This window comes from Sinomicrobium oceani (genome assembly GCF_900119185.1).
In the GTDB taxonomy this organism is placed as follows: domain Bacteria; phylum Bacteroidota; class Bacteroidia; order Flavobacteriales; family Flavobacteriaceae; genus Sinomicrobium; species Sinomicrobium oceani.
Window position 1 is genome coordinate 1 of the sequence record NZ_FPJE01000002.1, and the last position, 17604, is coordinate 17604.

Consider the following 17604-nt stretch of genomic DNA (forward strand, 5'->3'; position numbering starts at 1 on the left):
GGGAAGAACTTTCACAGTATTTTGAGTACACCGAACCGATTCGCAAGATCATTTACACCACCAATGCCGTAGAGGGCTTCCACCGCCAGGTGCGTAAGGTGACCAAGACCAAAGGAGCCTTTACCAACGATATGGCCTTGCTAAAGCTGGTGTACCTGGCCACCAAAAATATCGAGAAGAAATGGACCAGCCCCTTGCAAAATTGGAGTTTGACCATCCAGCAATTATACATTAAATTTGGGAACCGGATTCCCTTGGATTTAGCGGCCTCCCCTTCGGGGGGTACCCCCCGAAGGGGAGAACAATCAGACAGAGTTTAATTTACAGACCCTTATTATACCCTTATATCCAAAACCTGCTTCGGCAAAAACCCCGAGTTTATTACCATACCTCAGTCCTATGGCATTCAGGTGAAAATTAAAATGGGAAAGCGAATCATCATCAGATCCGGATGAAGGTTCATTGGGGTTGTATTTCTCCTTTGCAAAGGATACCCCGGCACCGATTCCGGAATACAATTGAAATTTCGTATGGTTTAAATAAAGGTAATTTCCTTCAGCGGCAATGGTATAGTTGTTTGCACTTACCTCTCCTGTTTCTTTAAAAGTATTGTCTTCTTTTCTGAAAGTAGTGCCGGACGAATATTCGTATACAAAACTCCCCCCCACTTTTATTCTTTTGCTGACCTGTCCTTAAGTAGGAATTATGAATTTAGCGTAAAAAACATTAATTATCTTTTACAAGAAAGGATAATCTTTCTAAAACATTAAGTATAAACAAGAAATTAATATATTTAACAAGAAAAAAGCACCATAAACAGCAGATATTTATTGCAAAGGAGTGCCAGGCACACAAAAATAAAAACTCAGGATGGCTGAAGTTTTGAGGTTTGAGCCATAGATTATGATAAGCCCAAAGCCCCTTGGCATGGGGCTTTGGGCGTTTTTGAGTTTTTTGCGGAGCATTGCAAATGCGTTTACCGTATTGCCTGAGCCTGATATCCCGATCAACTCTTTACCCCCACAGTTTAGTCCTTGGCATCATTGACTTCTACCCAGTATCCATCCGGGTCGGTGATGTAAATCTGTTTTACGCCATCTACCCGGTCGGTAACCGTTTGTTTTTCGCCTGTCCAGCTTTCGTAGGCAATGTTGTTTTCATCCAGAACTTCAATAAAATCGGGGACAGACGGGACGGAAAAACAAAGGTGACTGTTTTTTTCATGCTCCGTAACGGCCTTCGCACCTTGTATTAAATGCAAATGCGCATTGGAACCTATGCTAAACCAGGTGTGTTTACCGTCATGAAAAGGTTCTGGTATGGTATCTAACCCGATAATGTCCCTGTAAAAATGTGTGCTGTTGCCCAGATCTTTGACGTACACGGCAATATGGTTAATAACGGCCCTGGGCTTTGCTTCCTGGGCGCTGAGTTGAAAGGATAATAAAAAACAAAATGAAGTGAGGAGCAATAATGGTTTTTTCATAAATAATAGATTTTACAGGATGGTTTTACATTAGTATTCCATGGAAAAGGGAATAAAGATAATTAAAAGAATAAATACAACTTCTTCCCTGAATTATCAAATAAGAAAAAACCTTTATATTTAGAGTCAATTCAATGAACTACCCCCAACCAACTTCATATACGTGAAAAAACACAACAGGCAAGATTAATAAAAAAATATCGAGGGTCATGACCCTCGATATTTCTTATTTACACAGTTTATGAGATGCTACCTATGGAAAACAATAAATAATTTATATACCACTATTTAGCTGCCACACCTTATGTCTACATTGCAAAAAGTAGCAATAAAAGTTATCTGCATTATTTTAACGGTATATTGCATACTGTCAGTAATAAGATCATTGGGGTTATTTTATTTGGTATTTAAAGATGAGCATTTTTTCGAATTTAATGCAGAACCTAACATATTTCATAGCAGAAGATTCCTATTTAATAAAGCTTATTATTATATTCCATATATCATAGGTTTAGCAGCGCCTTTTTTAACTGTGAAATGGTATAAGACCCGTTGGTTTTGGCAGGTAATTGGTTTCTTAGCAGGCTTCTTTCTTTTCTGGTCGGTAGATGCCAATTATGTCAGACCTTTCTTCTCTTTTTTCTACAATATCAAGATCAATATAGCAATAGTTTTGTTAACTGCATTGGGGACAATAAACATACTGTTCTTCTACAAAAAGAAATTATAGTCCTATCACTTTAGTACCCATTTGCAACGAGTCTCCTTACCGTAAACAGCATTTGCGATACCCCTTCCACTGGCGCTCATTTGCAAACAATACCTCTTTACCGTATGCAAGGTTTGTAACACCCCCTCCACAAAATACCCCAGAAATATAAAGCCCGGAAACGGGTATAATCCTTTATGATTGCTAAATTTGAGAACTGATATGCAAACAGCTATTATTCTAAAATCCTAATTTAACACGATAACAATGAAATTACTGACCAGATTAAGTGCACTTACCGTGCTTTTTATCATTTCCGCTTGCAGCATTAATGTAAGCCCGACGGTGAAGACCGACCTGGAAAATGCGGAAATCAGCATAAACCAAACCGGGAAACGCCCCAAAAATGTAATCCTGATGATCGGGGATGGCATGGGGGTTACCCAGGTTTCCAGCGCGATATACCGGAATAAATCACTCCACGTTGAACGGATTACCAATATAGGTTTCAGCAAAACCAGTTCTTCTTCGGACCTGATTACGGATTCCGCCGCGGGGGCCACCGCTTTTTCCATAGGCGAAAAAACATATAATGGCGCCATTGGTGTAGACAAGGACGGGAAACCGAAAGAAACACTGCTGGAACTTCTGGGCAACGACGGTTATTCCACCGGGCTTATTGCTACCTGCGCTATTACGCACGCCACCCCGGCCAGCTTTTTTGCCCACCAGCTGAAAAGAAGTATGGAAAACGAAATCGCGGCGGATATGGTCAATGCTCCGGTGAACCTCTTTATCGGTGGCGGGAAAAAGTATTTTGAAAACCGTGTAGACTCTAAAAGGAAACCTTTTGATAACCGGAACATCACCAAAGAACTGGAAGGTAAAGGGTTTTCCTTTATCCGTTCCCTTGACGAATTAGGGACAACCTCCGGTAAGGTAGGCTATTTTATCGCAGACAATCAGCCGGAACCTATCCTTAAAGGCCGTGATGATATTTTGCCACGATCCATAGCGCCATCCATCCGTTACCTGCAAAACGAATCGGACAAAGGGTTCTTCCTCGTGGTAGAAGGATCACAGATCGACTGGGGCGGACACAATAACGATTCGGAATACATTATTACTGAAATGATTGATTTTGACAAAGCTATCGGCAAAGCGCTGGACTTTGCGGAAAAAGACGGCAATACGCTGATTGTCATTACGGCAGATCACGAGACTGGAGGTTATTCGCTCCGTAGTAAAGATGGCAACTACAATGAACTCGACGGGGCCTTTACCACAGGCGGGCATACCGGGGCAATGGTACCGGTATTTGCTTACGGACCAGGATCTGAAGTTTTTCGGGGTATTTATGACAACCACCAGATCTATCACAAGATCAGACAGGTTTTGGGTAGGTAGTCGGTTTATAAGCATTGCAAATGCAGAAGACAACAGGTACTCGTTGCAAACAAGCACCAGACGGGTACCATAAACATTACAACTATAAAAAACAATGGATGCCCGTGTGTAACGGGCGACACATGGAGTATTTCAGGTAATTTACTGCTTTTAAATTGCCACCAACCCTGTAAATCTTCCTTTTAAGATGAAAGAACTATATGACCATATTTGTAAATTCATTGACCTGAATGACGCCGAATTTGAAGCGGTCGCTTCTTATTTTGAACGGGTTTCGTTACGAAAAAAGGATATCATTTACCGGGCGGGAGATAAAACTCTGGACCACTACTTTGTTATTAATGGTTGTATGCATATGTACTTTATCAATGACAGAGGAGCGGAGCAAACAATACAGTTTGCCATCAAGGATTGGTGGATAACAGATTATCTGGCCTTTCAGCACAAAACGGTTTCGGAGTTTTATATCCAGGCAGTAGAACCTTCGGACGTTCTCCGAATCAGCGGGCCAAAACAGGAAGAATTGCTAAAACGATTTCCCCAAATGGAGACGTATTTCAGAACGATTTACCAGATTGCCTATGGTGCCGCTTTAATGCGGATGAAATATATTTTTGATTATTCCAAAGAGGAAATTTACTTTAAGTTCAGGGATGCTTTCCCCGATTTTGTACAGAGTGTTCCGCAATACCTGGTAGCCACCTTCCTGGGACTATCGCCGGAATACGTCAGCAAATTAAGGCGGAAAAGCACTTCTTGAACCAGTTCAATTTTATTCACAGACATTACACATATCTTTGTTCCATGAATTGAAAATCAAATCATTATGGAGCCAAGGATTCAGATAGACAAACTACAACCGGAAGCGTATAAGGCCATAATAGCCCTTGAAGGACATATGTCTAAAATAAGCGAACTTTCCACCACGCATAAGGAACTTATAAAAATAAGGGCTTCGCAAATTAACGGTTGTGCATTTTGTATTGCCATGCATACCAAAGATGCTTTGAAATACGGTGAAACACAGGAGCGGATATTTATTTTGAACGCCTGGAGAGAGACAGATCTGTTCTCTGAAGAAGAAAATGTTATTTTATCCATAACGGAAGAAATTACTTTTATTCATCAGAGCGGGCTTACGGATAACACCTATAACCGGGCTATTAATCTTTTTTCGGAAACTTACCTGGCACAAATTATTATGGCCGTAACGATGATTAATGTCTGGAACAGGATAGCTATAAGTACCCATAAACCCATTATACACTGAACATTATGAATAAAAATTTAACAGTAGCCATTATTTTATGCACCATCCTTTTAGGGAGTTGTAATGAAAAAAAGCCGGAAAATGCTGCTATGCAACAATCCGGACAAAGTGACCTGGCCAATAGCAGTGCCGACGACAAGACTACAAATGATCCTGTAACGGAAGCACCTCAAAAGTTAAAACCGTTAAATCCGTACCTGCCGACGATAGGGATACTCATGTACAGCGATGTTTTAATGACCGAAGTTACCGCCCCGCTCGATGTGTTCTCTAAAAATTCGCAAACAGGTAAACCATTATTTAATGTGATTACCATTGGAGAAAGCTATGATATGATAACCTGCGAAGAAGGTTTGAAAATGTTTCCCGACTACATCTATAGCAACGCGCCGATGCTGGACGTTGTCATTGTACCCAGTGCCTATGATATGACTGCTAAAGTCAAAGACACAAAATTACTGGAATTTATTACGAAGCAGAATACGAACACGGATTATACGGTAAGCAACTGTGCCGGTGCATCGCTTCTCGGGGCAACGGGTATTGCGGATGGTAAAAAAATAGTGACCTGGATAGGGGGCGGTAATGATCTGCAAAAGAATTACCCCAACCTGCTGGTCCAGGATGATTCGGAAGTGAGCTACGTAGAAGACGGAAAGTTTTTATCTTCCAACGGCAACCTGGCTTCCTATATCTCTTCCCTGGAACTGCTGGAAAAACTCACGGACAAGGAACACAGGAAATCTGTAGAGGCCCATTTATATCTCGACAGGCTGCAGCATTGGAAAAACTAATACATAAATCGGTGCTCATTTGCAATACCCCTTAGAGGGGAATTAACGGGGCGTATTGCAAATAAGCACCTGATGCGAACCTCTTCCCCGTTTTTTTCTGAAGGAAATATTACAATGAAAAGGTGGTTTTTAGGTGTTCACTCACCCTGCTGATTACAAACTCCGTAATCTCAAAATCGGCTACACCGTGCAGTATAAAAGGGTCCTGCATCATGATATTGTTCAGCGTCTCCCTGTTTTCTACACCTGATAATATTACCCCGCCCGTACGTGGTATCTTTTTACCCGACGCGAGGAAAATTCCGCTTTCGTACTGTTTGTTCACAAAAGCCATATGCGCTTCCAGATGAGGTTCTACAATATCAAAAGAAGCTTTGTAGGTAAGGTTTACGATAAACATAGTATACATTTTAAGCGATAATTATTCCGGATCTTTAATTGAATATCCCGTTACATTCCGTAAGGATCACAGGCTTGCCCCCGGTAATGACCATGGTATGTTCGTGCTGGGCCATAAAACCGCCTTTGTTACCCACCATGGTCCAACCATCCTGTAGTGTATCGGCATAGGTAGAGGTCGTCGTAATAAAAGTTTCCAGAGCAATCACCGAGTTTTTACGGAATCGTCTCCGGTCGTATTTGTTCTTGTAGTTCAGCAGGTCTGTCGGTTCTTCATGCAGGCTTCTTCCTACTCCATGCCCTCCGAGATTCTTTACGACCTTATATCCCCTCTTTCCTGCTTCGGATTCCATAAGATAGCCTATATCCGATATACGGACTCCCCCTCGGATATTATCGATGGCTTTTTTAAGGATGGCTTTGGAAGCATCTACGAGGTCCTGATGCTTATGGATGTCTTTTCCAAGCACAAAAGATCCGCCGTTATCGGACCAATATCCGTTGAGCTCTGCGGAAACGTCTATATTGACCAGGTCTCCTTCCCGGAGTACACGCTTTGCCGAAGGAATACCGTGACAAAATTCTCCTCCCACGCTAATACAGGTATGTCCCGGAAAACCGTAAGTTAGGTACGGAGCAGATTTTGCGCCGAACCCGGAAAGTACCCCTGCACCATACTCATCGAGCTCCCGGGTAGTCATTCCCGGACGGGCATAGTCGGTCATTTTTTTCAGGGTATAAGCCACAGCATTACTGACCTCCTGCATTCCGGTCAATTCGGATTCTTTGGAAATAGACATTGAAATTCCTTTTTATGTTTACTACAAAAGTATAAACAAAAAATTTAACCGGGTACTATCCATAGCTCAGACAACTAATAAGGCAAGTCGATTTTCAGTCCTATCCCGGCGTGGTAAGAACGTCGCACTACACCATTGAGCATCGTATAGACCTGCTTACCATTTGCGTAGAAGGTCTTGTCCTCTCCGTCCCCGGTATCGGCATAAGCCATACCCGCATTGAAGGTAATATGCACATTCGTCCATAGCGGATACGCTATACGGAGTGCACCGTTAACACCATAACCCGTAGCCCGGTGTTTAAAACTTACCGGATGTGCGAATTCTTCACGTAGATTCCAGTTGGCCCTGGCAGCATAACGCATCAGATCACCGCTGAATTCCAGACAGAAAACTGTTTTTCCAACATAAAACGTAAAACGTCCTCCTGCCGTAGCGCCATACCAATGCGGCGTATATGTGGTTTTTAATGTTTTACCTTCTACAAGGGCTTCAGCATTATCCAGCATAAACAGGTGTTGGTAGCTGTTGGTAAACCCTACAAAAGTGGTCACAACCATGGGAAATACACGATACACGTCATATTGCACCACGGCATCGAAAGAAAGCACATACCCCTTGTCCGATCGCAATCGCTCTTCATAGGAGATATCCTGCCTGTTATCTGCCCTGTAATCAGTATCGCTTACCCCGCCCGATGCGATGCCCATGTACGACATATCGGCCTGTACCGAAAATCTTCCGGATAGTCTTTTTCGTATCGTCAGCCCCGCCCGTACTCCCTGTAACTTTTTCCAGATCAGTTCGGAGAGAATGTTAGGGTTTTGTCCGTCCGTATCTCCTGCGACAGACCAGCGCAACGATTCCTGCCCGTATTGTATAGAAGGAGAAATACTTAGGTCTTCCTCAGGAAATTGCTGTGACAACCCGGTAAAAGTACCGGACATCATCACCATAAATGTAATAAAGTTGAGATAGTGTTTCATGCGGAAAACAGCCTTGTGAATAAAAAATATCATGTGTACAGCGTCAGGTAACTGCACACATGATAGCTCTCCTTTGTGAAAGTTATTTGGAATACTGTTTCCTAAAAAGGATACAGTTCACCGATAAACTGTTTGTCGGTATTGGATAAAATGGTGTTCCAGCCTACCGAAAAATTACCGATAGTCAGGGAATTATCTACTGCGTAATGCATGATCGACTGCGGATCGTAATCGCTGAATTGTGTTTCCCAGGTAGAATAGGTAGCAAACAGGTTGTTGTCTACCTGCGACTGAGACCAGTAGTTCGGCGGACCGGCATAGTATGCATATACTGCCGGTTTATCCCATGGAATAGTAACTTCAGGGTGCTGGTGCTCATGGATAAGCCCCAGTGCATGACCGAATTCGTGAATGGTAGTCCGACTGAATTCGGAATCGGAAGTATTGCTGTCGAACCAACCGAAATTCATAGTCTCGGAGTTCTGCGAAATCAGGTTGGCATCGGTACCGATATAGGAATAAGATCCCTGACCGGACATAAAACTCACCCGTATATCGGCCGTACCACTGGTTACGAACTGGAAAGTAATATTGGCGTAATCGGACCATTCGTTGGCATATTGCATGACCTTGTTTCTGACATACTGGGACCCCCCTATAAATTTCACCTTCAGGGTCTGTCCGTTTTGCCATACCTTGGAACTTACGGCGGCAGCACGTGGTGTTACCCCTTCCGGGTACACATCTTTACATACCCGCATGGAAGCAAGCTCTTCTGCCGTAAATTCCCTGGTCTCCTGCTGACCGTTCAGGTCCTCGGCTTCGTTTATCTCCTCTTTGGAGCAAGAGGCAAAAATAAGGGGTACCATAAGCATCCATACAAATAGGTTTTGCATTTTCATAATAATATAGATTTAACGTGAGTTCGATATAAGAAAAGTAAGTTTTATAGAAAGAAAAAGCAGAAAATTGAGTAAATTAAAGTGTTGAATTTTAACTATATAACTAAACTTTCTGCTTATGATTTCTACAGATAAAATTACCGAAATTTTTTATGTTATCGATGAATTTTGCAAAGAATTTGAAAAAGTAACCCAGAAACACCGTCTTGTGGAAGATACAGGTATAAAAACCAGGAAACGAACTAGCAAGCTGTCCGATAGCGAAGTCATGACTATTATGGTATTATTCCACTATAAGCAGTTCCGCAACCTGAAGCATTTTTATCTTTATTATGTGCAAGTCCATATGAAAAAGGACTTTCCACAAACGGTATCTTATAACCGTTTTATAGAATTACAACAACAATCCGTCCTTCCTTTAGCACTCTTTTTAAAAACCTGTTGTTTAGGTGATTGTACAGGGATTTCATTTATAGATTCCACACCTTTACGGGTGTGCCACAACAAACGGGAAAAACAACATAAGGTATTTAAGGGTACTGCCGCCAAGGGACAATGTTCTTTGGGATGGTTCTTTGTCCCGAAAGCTTTCGGGATTAAGCTGCATTTAATTATTAATGACAAAGGAGAAATTCTTGATTTTATGCTTACTCAAGGGAATGTGGATGATCGCGACCCCTTAAAAAATCATAACTTTCACAAACGCATTTTTGGTAAAATATATGGCGATAAGGGCTATATCGGCAAGGATTTGTTTGAACAACTCTTTATCGATGGGGTGCATTTAGTGACCAAAATCCGAAAGAATATGAAAAATTGTCTGATGCTTTTACAGGACAGGATTATGCTTAGAAAACGGGCGTTAATTGAAACGGTAAATGATGAACTCAAAAACCAGTGTCAAGTGGAACACACTAGGCACAGAAGTTTTGAAAATTTTATAACCAACCTGCTTTCCGGATTGGTAGCTTATTCTTTCTTTGATAAAAAACCAGCTTTAAACCTGGAAGTTATCGATAAAAGATTAGTGGCTTAAATCGAACTCACGTTAGATTTAGGTTAAAAAATAAAATATGGTGAGGTAGAGGCTTGTAAGGTAAGTCCTGACATCCTATGCTTATTTAGAGATTCACATACGAATTTCCTTACCCTAACAAATATACATATTTCTTAACAAAAACCTAAAAAAATCTTAAAAACAAGTCTTTGTAGCAACAAAAACAGGGAAAACATCATGAGTGTCCTAAAAAAATATAGATATACCTGTACGTTACGCTATACTGCGCAAAGCTCTTTTTACAATGTACCTGGTTTCTTTACCGCCGCTTTCTTTGAGCCACCGATCGCCCAAAAGCTTTACAAAAACCGGTTGCGATTTGGCGGCATCATTCAGCCAGTTCGCTACACTATCCTGTACGTAACGCGACGGATCGGATTTTAATGCTTCCAGTATGGGTAAGGCCATCTCCGGTTTTTCCTTCAACACATTAATATGTTTGCACCAGACACCCCTTGGTCTGATAATCTCCGTGGTAAATCTCCTGATATTGGCATCGGTATGTGAAGTCCAGCTTTCCAGTATCCCGATCCCGTTTTCCAGTTGGGCCGCAACATCGGGGCGCAAAGCCATCCATACCACTTCCCGGACCCCGAAATTCGGGTCTGCTACCAGGGGAAGTGCCTGCTCCAGCTTTTCACGTAGCGTCCATTTTTCATGGGCCGCAATAAGGTAGGGGGCATAACAGCGGATACTATCGGAGGGATGACTTATCAGGGCCTGTAGTAACTCCACATGTTTTTCGGGATATGTACAAGCTCTGGGCAAGGACGTTCCGATGAGTTTTATGGTACTCATCGCGGAAGGCTTCACGGCCGTTTTTATAGCTGTAATGACAGTCTCCAGCCAGGTTTCCTCCAGGCCGAGTACCCGAAAATTTCGGGTAAGCAGTTTTACATGGTCAATCAGCAACCATTCGGTAAGATTTACAGAGGGTATGGCTCCTTCGTTAAGCAATTGCAACACGGCTTCCGGCACGTCTGCAGCCCTACGGGCACCCTTGCGGTTCAGGATATCTTCCATTGTCATATTTAATCATAGTTTTACCACGACAGACTGTAGTAATTATCAAAATATACCTACTTTTAAGGTTCGATTCGCACAAACTTATGCATCTCATCACTCATGGGCAATAGCGCATAAAAAAATCCCTACCGGGTAAAAAAGTCAATATTATGGAAACCAAGGAGCTGACGACAGAAGAAAAAAATTGCCCCCTCGAAAAAGCGGTCCGGGCCATTAGCGGAAAATGGAAAATTGCTATCATCTGGCAGATCGGAAAGGGTGAAAAACGGCCCAGTGAGTTTTTACGCAGTATAGGCAAAGCAGATCGCCGGGTACTCAGCCAGCAACTCTCCGAAATGGTGACCGACGGTTTGCTGATAAAAACAGCTTATAACGAACTTCCTCCCCGTGTGGAATACACTCTTACCCCGAAGGGAGAAAACCTGGTAAAAATATTATGGGAGCTCAACGAATGGGGGAAACAACTCCACGATTAACCAAAACAGCTATGACACCTATGCATCCGGATCAACAACAGGATCATACCCCTCTTTTTTTTACGGAAATAGGGAGTATTAAGGGGTGGAAGGACCACCATGTCATAAGGGCTACCGGAATACCTTATGCCATAGCAAAACGGTACGAAAGACCCCGGGAGACCGTATTGCCGGAAGTTCCTTACCCGGCAACACAATGGTCGCCCGCGTGTCCGCAAAATCCATCCGGAAAATCGAGTGCACTGCTCGGACAGGATATGATGGAAGGACTGAAAACAGATGAAAACTGCCATCACCTTTCCATCACTATGCCCGATACTCCTGCTCCCGAAGGGGGATGGCCTGTTATGGTATGGATATATGGCGGCTCATACACCTCAGGGGCCGGAGACGCTCCCATTTACGATCCGGCATTGCTGGTCCGGGAAAACCGGGTTATTGTCGTCAATATCAATTATCGGCTGGGTATACTCGGCTTTCTGGGAGGATATCGGGATATCCCGGCCAACCTGGGATTGTTCGATATCATCGCTGCGCTGCAATGGACAAAAAAACACATTACAGCTTTCGGAGGAGACCCGGAAAACATTACGCTTTTCGGGCAGTCTGCCGGAGGCGATGCTATTGCGCATCTCATGCTGGCTGAGGGCGTAGACCATCTCTTTCGGCGGGTTATTATCCAAAGTGCTCCACTGGGAATCCGTAAAGGTAAAACAGCCATGATCCGCGCTATGACCCGAAAAGCCATGACACTGCCCAAAACTACCGGTATCCGTAACATACTGGATATGCAGACACAACTGATCCTGTCTATGAAACGCTTCGGACTCAAGGGCGGTATGCCCTTTGGTATACAATACGGACAGGCTCCGCTGCCCCTGGAAAAAGACGCGGATACTATATGGAAGGAAAGGGCCGGAAAATGGGACGTTATGATAGGCTGGACCGATCGGGAAACCTCACTGTTCGTTCCCTTCTCCCCTGTATTACAGTCGTTACCCGGAATACCACTGACCGGAAAAGCCATACTGGAATGGCTGATAAAAAAAACGACCGACCGGATATACCGTAAACCTGCATTGGCGCTGGGCAGGCTTCTTGCAGCTCACAACGGCAATGTGTACAGTTATCGCATAAGCTGGGGAAGTGATTCCAACATGGTCAAAGCAGCACATATTACAGATATAGCCCTGCTCTTCAGCACTGAAACATCATGGGAGCGATCGGCCTTCGGAAAGGAAAAGACACCCGGGGCAATAAAAGAGGCCGGGAAAAAAATCAGGAAAATATGGACTGAATTCGCACGTACCGGAACACTGGAGGAAAAAAGTGAGATCCCGGGACTGATCGCATACCGTCTCGTGAAATATCCGGGAAATCAGCACAACAGCCTCCATCAAAAAAACAATACTAAAGCATAAGATTATTTATAAAAAGTACGGGGAGAAGGCAGAAACATCATGTTTACTTCATAGCATCCTGAATATTTTAGCCTATGACTATTAAAGAAATACTTCAACATACAACCCACCGCCCCTGGAACCTTCCCGATAGATCCTGGAAATACTATCAGGAATGGAATAAAGCTGTATTCCTTCACTGGTGTGTGGCTCCGGAAGTGCTGAGAAAATGGCTTCCTTCCTCTTTGGAATTAGATCTTTACGAAGGTAAAGCCTGGGTTTCCGTTGTTGCGTTTACCATGGAAAAAATCAGGCCTTCCGGTTTACCACCATTTCCGCCTGTATCCGATTTTCACGAGATCAATATCCGCACCTATGTAAAATATAAAGGTAAAAGCGGGGTGTATTTTCTGAGTATCGAAGGTGGAAAACAACTCTCCTGTTTTCTGGCGAGAAACCTGTCTTCCTTACCCTACCGGTATTCCCGTATGACAAGAATTGAAGGAGTCTACACCTCGGTAAACCAAAAATATGGCGACACCATGACACTGAACTACAATGCCGGTACTGCTGTGAGCAAAAAAACAGCACTCGACCTTTGGCTGACCGAGCGATACGCCCTCTTTCAGGACACTTCTTCGGGCATCAGTGCTTTTGAAATCCATCATATTCCATGGCCTCTATACCACTTGCATACCAAAGAGACCACAATACATTATCCTCGGTTTTCCGGCCTGCTCTCCGGAGCTCCTCATCTCATGCATTACAGTACGGGTGTACAGGTCATTGCCTGGGACGATCCGAAATAACCAGGCGGCCTGGCAGCTAATGCAATACCGCTATACCTCCTCAGAAAAAAAGGAAAATCCGAAAAGTTCCGGAGCGAAAATTACAAATACAATGGCTATAATGATACATCCTGCGATGATGCCCAATAGAAAACAGGTAAAGCATCTGGTTTTCCATTCGCTCTGTGTCTGCAAATAAGGCTCGTTCTGGGTATTCTTCTGATTATACTTTAACATAACAACAAGGTTAAATCCGTTAACAGTAAAAACTCCGAAATTATTGCGTTCCGCATCATCGATAATTACTTTCTGGTAAACCCTGGGGTAGGAAGTTTACATCCGTACGACCCATACAGGTCCTGCGGAACGATACATTGTTCTTTTAGGACAAAAATATCCTGATGTTGTACATAAAAGCCGTGGGGAATTCGTTTTAATATGCTGCTAAGATAATAAAATATAGCTTATACGCTATAACTATTCTTGATTTTATAGCGCAAATTGCAAAGGTGAGTACGATCAGAAACCAAACATACCTTGATGCCTTTGGCAGAAACCTCAGAAGGATCCGTAAGGAAAAAGGACTGTCTATGGAAAAGCTTGCCCATGACGCAGGTGTGGAGTATTCACAGGTCTTTAAGATAGAGCATGCACAGACCAACGCTACCATTTCCACAATCCATGCTATTGCCAAGGCGCTTAAAATTCCGGAAAAGGAACTGTTCGATTTCGGGCTGTAAATCAGCGATTTCCAGGACCAGCTCTTGTTCCACTTCAAAAAGAAAGGAAATCCGTAAAAAATAATCCGGGTACTCCGTCAAAATAGTTGTATTTTTAGTTGCTGTTAATCAAATCTGAAACACCGTGAATATCCAACCGAATACCTTTACCTACGTTACCATAAGCTGCTGGATCATGTTTTCTCTCACCTGGATATGGTATGGCAATAAAACCAAAGAAAATGTCCGCCCTCTCACCTTCAGGGAAAAAATTTCAGCCTTTATGGGCTTTGTCATCGTATTTGCCGCATTATACCTTCCATTGTGGACAACCAAAGGCATCGGGCGTATCGTCATATCCCGGAATGCCGTCGTGGAAATTATCGGCCTCATACTCTGTATTTCAGGGGTCTTTATTGCCATCTGGTCCAGATTACTGCTCGGATGGAACTGGAGTGGCGGAGTTTCTGCCAAAAAAGGACATGAGCTCATAGACTCCGGACCTTATGCTTTGGTCAGGCATCCTATATATACCGGTTTTATTACGGGTGTTATCGGCACATGCCTGGTTATGGGGAGCCTTTCGGGAATAATTGTGACGGTGCTCTATACCCTGGGCCTCTTCGGGAAAATCGATAAGGAAGAAAAGCTTCTGTGTAATATTTTCGGCGATTCTTATCTCGACTACCGTAAAAGAACCTATAAACTCATCCCTTTTATCTGGTGATTACCACCAGATAACAAATTTCACAGAATATTCTTCTTAAATTTTGATTTCTGAAGAATTTGTATTTATTATCTTTATAGGAAGTAGGATAGATATGACCGCCTGTGAATGGAAAAATATTTTCCTGACACCATGGAAAAATTCATCGTATAGTACCGGGCAAAACAGGGAATAAGGGTTGAGGAAAAGATGCAAGCCGGATGGTTGTCCCTGTTTTGTCCGCAAACAGATTCCTTTACATTTTAAACGATAAGGTATAGAAAGCCTTACTAATCCAAAAAACATTTATGACGCCCAAGATCAAAGAATTACAGGAAACCAAACTCATAGGCAAAAAGGTAAGCATGTCTTTCACGGAAAACAAGACCGGTGAATTATGGCGTGATTTTATACCTAAACGAAGAGAGATAAAAAACAACATCAATACCAGCCTCTATTCTGTAGAAGTGTATAGTGATGCCGGTTTTTTTGAAAAATTTGACCCCAACAAGATTTTCGAAAAGTGGGCTGCAGTAGAAGTCAGTGATCATATTACCATTCCTTTTGAAATGGAAAAACTGATCATCCCAGGCGGTTTGTATGCAGTTTTCCCTTATAGAGGTAAAGGCAGCGGAGCTTCCGAAGCATACAAATTTATATACGGAACATGGATACCGGGTTCCGTATATACACTCGATAACCGCCCGCATTTTGCACTTATGGGAGCCAAATACAGAACCGAGCATCCCGATTCGGAAGAAGAACTGTGGATCCCGGTAAGAAATAAGGATGTTGCTGTGTAAAAATTCCATAATTTTGCGAGACATCCGGCAACCGGAAAACCGCCGGAACTGTTTTTTATCGTTGAATACTCTTTATGGAACAAAATAACAAATCAGGAAAAACCAAGGGCATTATCGTTTTTGTCATGGCCTTCGTTATCGCCTTTGTCCTTGCTTTCTTGGTATCACGGAATTATTTCGGTGATCACAATACCGATGCCGAACTGATAGAAATTGTAAAGGAAATGAACAAGCAGACCCCGATGAGGGTCGATGAAATGACACGCCTGGACAGCGTTGCTGCCTCGGGCAGTTCGGGGATCGTATATTACTACACTCTGCCTGATACCGAAATTTCTGAAATCAATGCGGATACGATAAACAAATACGTCCGTCCTGTCATCCTCGAGAATGTAAAGAACAATCCCGGGCTGGAACCGCTCCGGAAGAAAAAAGTGACGATGGATTATCGCTATTACGATAAGAAGGGTGAATTTATCGAGGAAGTCTCCGTACATCCGGATCTGTACCGTAACGACTGATCTCATCGTGACCAACTAATGATTATCGAAAAGTACTTCAAGACGATGAGTCTTTAGCTTATATTCTGGTTATACCGCTATTATCACTATACGTCAATGAAAATTACATTCCGGGAATTACAGCAAGAAGATTTTCCTGAAATCAAAAAGATATACGACTGGTATATCGCCCACTCAACGGCTACTTTTCATACGGAACCCGTTACCATAACCGAACTGAAAGAATTTATATATACAGGTCACCCCTTATACATCGCAGCCCTTATTTATGCCGACGATGAAATAGCAGGGTATCTATACATGACCCCTTATAAGAAAAGACAGGCCTATAACCGTACAGCCGAAGTCACGCTCTATCTGAAACCGGAAATGTCGGGAAAAGGAATAGGCAGAAAAGCCATGAATTATCTCGAAGAACGGGCCGTGGTCAACGGCCTTAAAAATCTCTTAGGAATTATCACCGGGGATAATACAGCGAGTATATCACTTTTTGAAAAGTGCGGTTATACCCGATGCGCCTGCTTTAAAAATGTCGGTGAAAAGTTCGGGAAAATTCTCGATGTGGTAGCCTACCAGAAAGAACTCTGATTACATCTCCTCATCGTCCTTTACAACGATCATGGTAGCCTTTCCTCCCGTATTGAGGAGCCATTCGTTGGCAGAGACCAGTTCTCCCCTGTCGTTGTACACCCGGAGTTCTGCCGTATTGGGACCGGAAGACCCCTGGTTGAGAGCCTGAAACTCTATTTTGTTGAACCCTTTCTGCAGCGGAATATCGAAACCTTTGAAACCGGCTTCCAGAACGACGTCGTAAACGACAATACTGTCGTTGAGATAAATACGTACCCGATCGCCATCGACATACTGATGGTCCCGACATGCCAGCCTGACGAACTTGGAATTGGTCTTGAAGTCGCCGAGGTAGCCCGTAGTCTTGTAATTACCACCGTAATCTTCTCCCTGGCCTGATTTCCTGTTCAATTGCTTTTCGTATTTCGTGCCGTTGTTCATAAATTGCTCTTTCTGCATGAAGTTCTCGTTCTCCGTGGTCGAAAGATCAAAAGTTTTGTTGCCGGTGTACCGGCTGTTTAGCGGGGATGGTGTAAAATCAGGAACATTGAGTATGGACGTATTATTATCTGATGTGTTCGTTTTAGGCAATGTCTTCGTCTCTGCCTTTATCGGGATCGATTTGGTCGGAAGCTCTCCCTGGGCATACAGCCCGGCAGAAAAACCTGTAACTATAATAAGTAGTACGATAAATAGTCTCATATCCCGGTTATAACAAATTTCATGCCCTATTGCATTCAAAAACACAAAATAAGGTCTTTTTTACGATCTGCGGACGACCGTGA

22 protein-coding genes are annotated in these 17604 nt (G+C 43.0%); 14 read left to right on the forward strand and 8 right to left on the reverse strand.

Translation table 11 applies throughout. The annotated features are described in order from the left end of the window. The coding region (locus BT112_RS01520) for a transposase (RefSeq protein ID WP_139275936.1) at positions 1-320 on the forward strand (320 nt) is incomplete at its 5' end. On the opposite strand, the gene BT112_RS01525 is transcribed toward BT112_RS01520, so the two are convergent. Together BT112_RS01525 and BT112_RS01530 are read right to left on the reverse strand one after the other, a co-directional pair. Next, entirely contained in the window at positions 306-668 is a 363-nt protein-coding gene (locus BT112_RS01525; RefSeq protein WP_072315559.1) for a hypothetical protein, read from the reverse strand. The genes BT112_RS01520 and BT112_RS01525 overlap by 15 nt on opposite strands. A gap of 359 nt (positions 669-1027) precedes the next feature. Further along, entirely contained in the window at positions 1028-1486 is a 459-nt protein-coding gene (locus BT112_RS01530) for a VOC family protein (protein WP_072315561.1), read from the reverse strand. 976 nt (positions 1487-2462) lie between these two features. On the opposite strand from BT112_RS01530, the gene BT112_RS01540 reads away from it, so the two are divergent. The 4 genes from BT112_RS01540 to BT112_RS01555 all read left to right on the forward strand — a co-directional run bounded on the left by BT112_RS01540 (position 2463) and on the right by BT112_RS01555 (position 5666). Next, positions 2463-3602 carry an alkaline phosphatase gene (locus BT112_RS01540; protein WP_072315564.1) on the forward strand — a complete coding sequence of 380 codons (1140 nt, stop codon included), beginning with the start codon at positions 2463-2465 and terminating at the stop codon, positions 3600-3602. Between the two features lie 187 nt (positions 3603-3789). Continuing rightward, on the forward strand, positions 3790-4362 hold the full coding sequence (locus BT112_RS01545) for a Crp/Fnr family transcriptional regulator (protein ID WP_072315566.1): 573 nt from the start codon (positions 3790-3792) through the stop codon (positions 4360-4362). 66 nt (positions 4363-4428) lie between these two features. Then, entirely contained in the window at positions 4429-4872 is a 444-nt protein-coding gene (locus BT112_RS01550; protein WP_072315567.1) for a carboxymuconolactone decarboxylase family protein, read from the forward strand. 5 nt (positions 4873-4877) lie between these two features. Then, positions 4878-5666 (forward strand): DJ-1/PfpI family protein, encoded by a 789-nt coding sequence (locus BT112_RS01555; protein ID WP_072315569.1) that lies wholly within the window; start codon positions 4878-4880, stop codon positions 5664-5666. A gap of 109 nt (positions 5667-5775) precedes the next feature. On the opposite strand, the gene BT112_RS01560 is transcribed toward BT112_RS01555, so the two are convergent. The 4 genes from BT112_RS01560 to BT112_RS01575 form a co-directional block, all read right to left on the reverse strand. Continuing rightward, the gene (locus tag BT112_RS01560) at positions 5776-6066 is read right to left on the reverse strand and encodes a YciI family protein (RefSeq protein WP_072315570.1); all 291 of its coding nucleotides are present in this window, start codon (positions 6064-6066) and stop codon (positions 5776-5778) included. Between the two features lie 34 nt (positions 6067-6100). Then, on the reverse strand, positions 6101-6865 hold the full coding sequence (gene map, locus BT112_RS01565; protein WP_072315571.1) for a type I methionyl aminopeptidase: 765 nt from the start codon (positions 6863-6865) through the stop codon (positions 6101-6103). A gap of 74 nt (positions 6866-6939) precedes the next feature. Beyond that, the gene (locus BT112_RS01570) at positions 6940-7884 is read right to left on the reverse strand and encodes a hypothetical protein (RefSeq protein WP_072315572.1); all 945 of its coding nucleotides are present in this window, start codon (positions 7882-7884) and stop codon (positions 6940-6942) included. A 68-nt stretch (positions 7885-7952) separates the two neighbouring features. Then, entirely contained in the window at positions 7953-8753 is an 801-nt protein-coding gene (locus BT112_RS01575) for a matrixin family metalloprotease (RefSeq protein ID WP_072315574.1), read from the reverse strand. 118 nt (positions 8754-8871) lie between these two features. Between BT112_RS01575 and BT112_RS01580 the strand changes: the two genes are divergently transcribed. Next, complete coding sequence (locus tag BT112_RS01580; RefSeq protein ID WP_139275938.1) at positions 8872-9789, forward strand: IS982 family transposase; 918 nt, start codon at positions 8872-8874, stop codon at positions 9787-9789. Positions 9790-10023: 234 nt separating this feature from the next. Here the strand turns inward: BT112_RS01580 and BT112_RS01585 are convergent, their stop codons facing one another. Then, a complete protein-coding gene (locus BT112_RS01585) occupies positions 10024-10839 on the reverse strand; it encodes a DNA alkylation repair protein (RefSeq protein WP_072315576.1) in 816 nt (271 codons plus the stop codon). 146 nt (positions 10840-10985) lie between these two features. On the opposite strand from BT112_RS01585, the gene BT112_RS01590 reads away from it, so the two are divergent. From BT112_RS01590 to BT112_RS01630, 8 genes are all read left to right on the forward strand, one after another. After that, entirely contained in the window at positions 10986-11312 is a 327-nt protein-coding gene (locus BT112_RS01590) for a winged helix-turn-helix transcriptional regulator (RefSeq protein WP_072315577.1), read from the forward strand. After that, on the forward strand, positions 11273-12733 hold the full coding sequence (locus BT112_RS01595; RefSeq protein WP_083564725.1) for a carboxylesterase family protein: 1461 nt from the start codon (positions 11273-11275) through the stop codon (positions 12731-12733). Before BT112_RS01590 ends, BT112_RS01595 begins: the two co-directional genes overlap by 40 nt. Before the next feature lie 74 nt (positions 12734-12807). Continuing rightward, positions 12808-13521, forward strand: coding sequence for a YqjF family protein (locus BT112_RS01600; protein WP_083564726.1), 714 nt, complete (start codon positions 12808-12810; stop codon positions 13519-13521). Between the two features lie 488 nt (positions 13522-14009). After that, a complete protein-coding gene (locus tag BT112_RS01610) occupies positions 14010-14240 on the forward strand; it encodes a helix-turn-helix domain-containing protein (RefSeq protein ID WP_217652313.1) in 231 nt (76 codons plus the stop codon). 124 nt (positions 14241-14364) lie between these two features. Continuing rightward, positions 14365-14946, forward strand: a complete 582-nt coding sequence (locus BT112_RS01615; protein ID WP_072315582.1) for a methyltransferase family protein — start codon at positions 14365-14367, stop codon at positions 14944-14946. A gap of 287 nt (positions 14947-15233) precedes the next feature. Further along, positions 15234-15728, forward strand: a complete 495-nt coding sequence (locus BT112_RS01620) for a GyrI-like domain-containing protein (RefSeq protein WP_072315584.1) — start codon at positions 15234-15236, stop codon at positions 15726-15728. 74 nt (positions 15729-15802) lie between these two features. Continuing rightward, positions 15803-16249, forward strand: coding sequence for a hypothetical protein (locus BT112_RS01625; RefSeq protein ID WP_072315586.1), 447 nt, complete (start codon positions 15803-15805; stop codon positions 16247-16249). Positions 16250-16345: 96 nt separating this feature from the next. After that, positions 16346-16837 carry a GNAT family N-acetyltransferase gene (locus BT112_RS01630; RefSeq protein ID WP_072315588.1) on the forward strand — a complete coding sequence of 164 codons (492 nt, stop codon included), beginning with the start codon at positions 16346-16348 and terminating at the stop codon, positions 16835-16837. Here the strand turns inward: BT112_RS01630 and BT112_RS01635 are convergent, their stop codons facing one another. Then, a complete protein-coding gene (locus tag BT112_RS01635; RefSeq protein WP_072315893.1) occupies positions 16838-17521 on the reverse strand; it encodes a hypothetical protein in 684 nt (227 codons plus the stop codon). Positions 17522-17604: the final 83 nt, after the last annotated feature.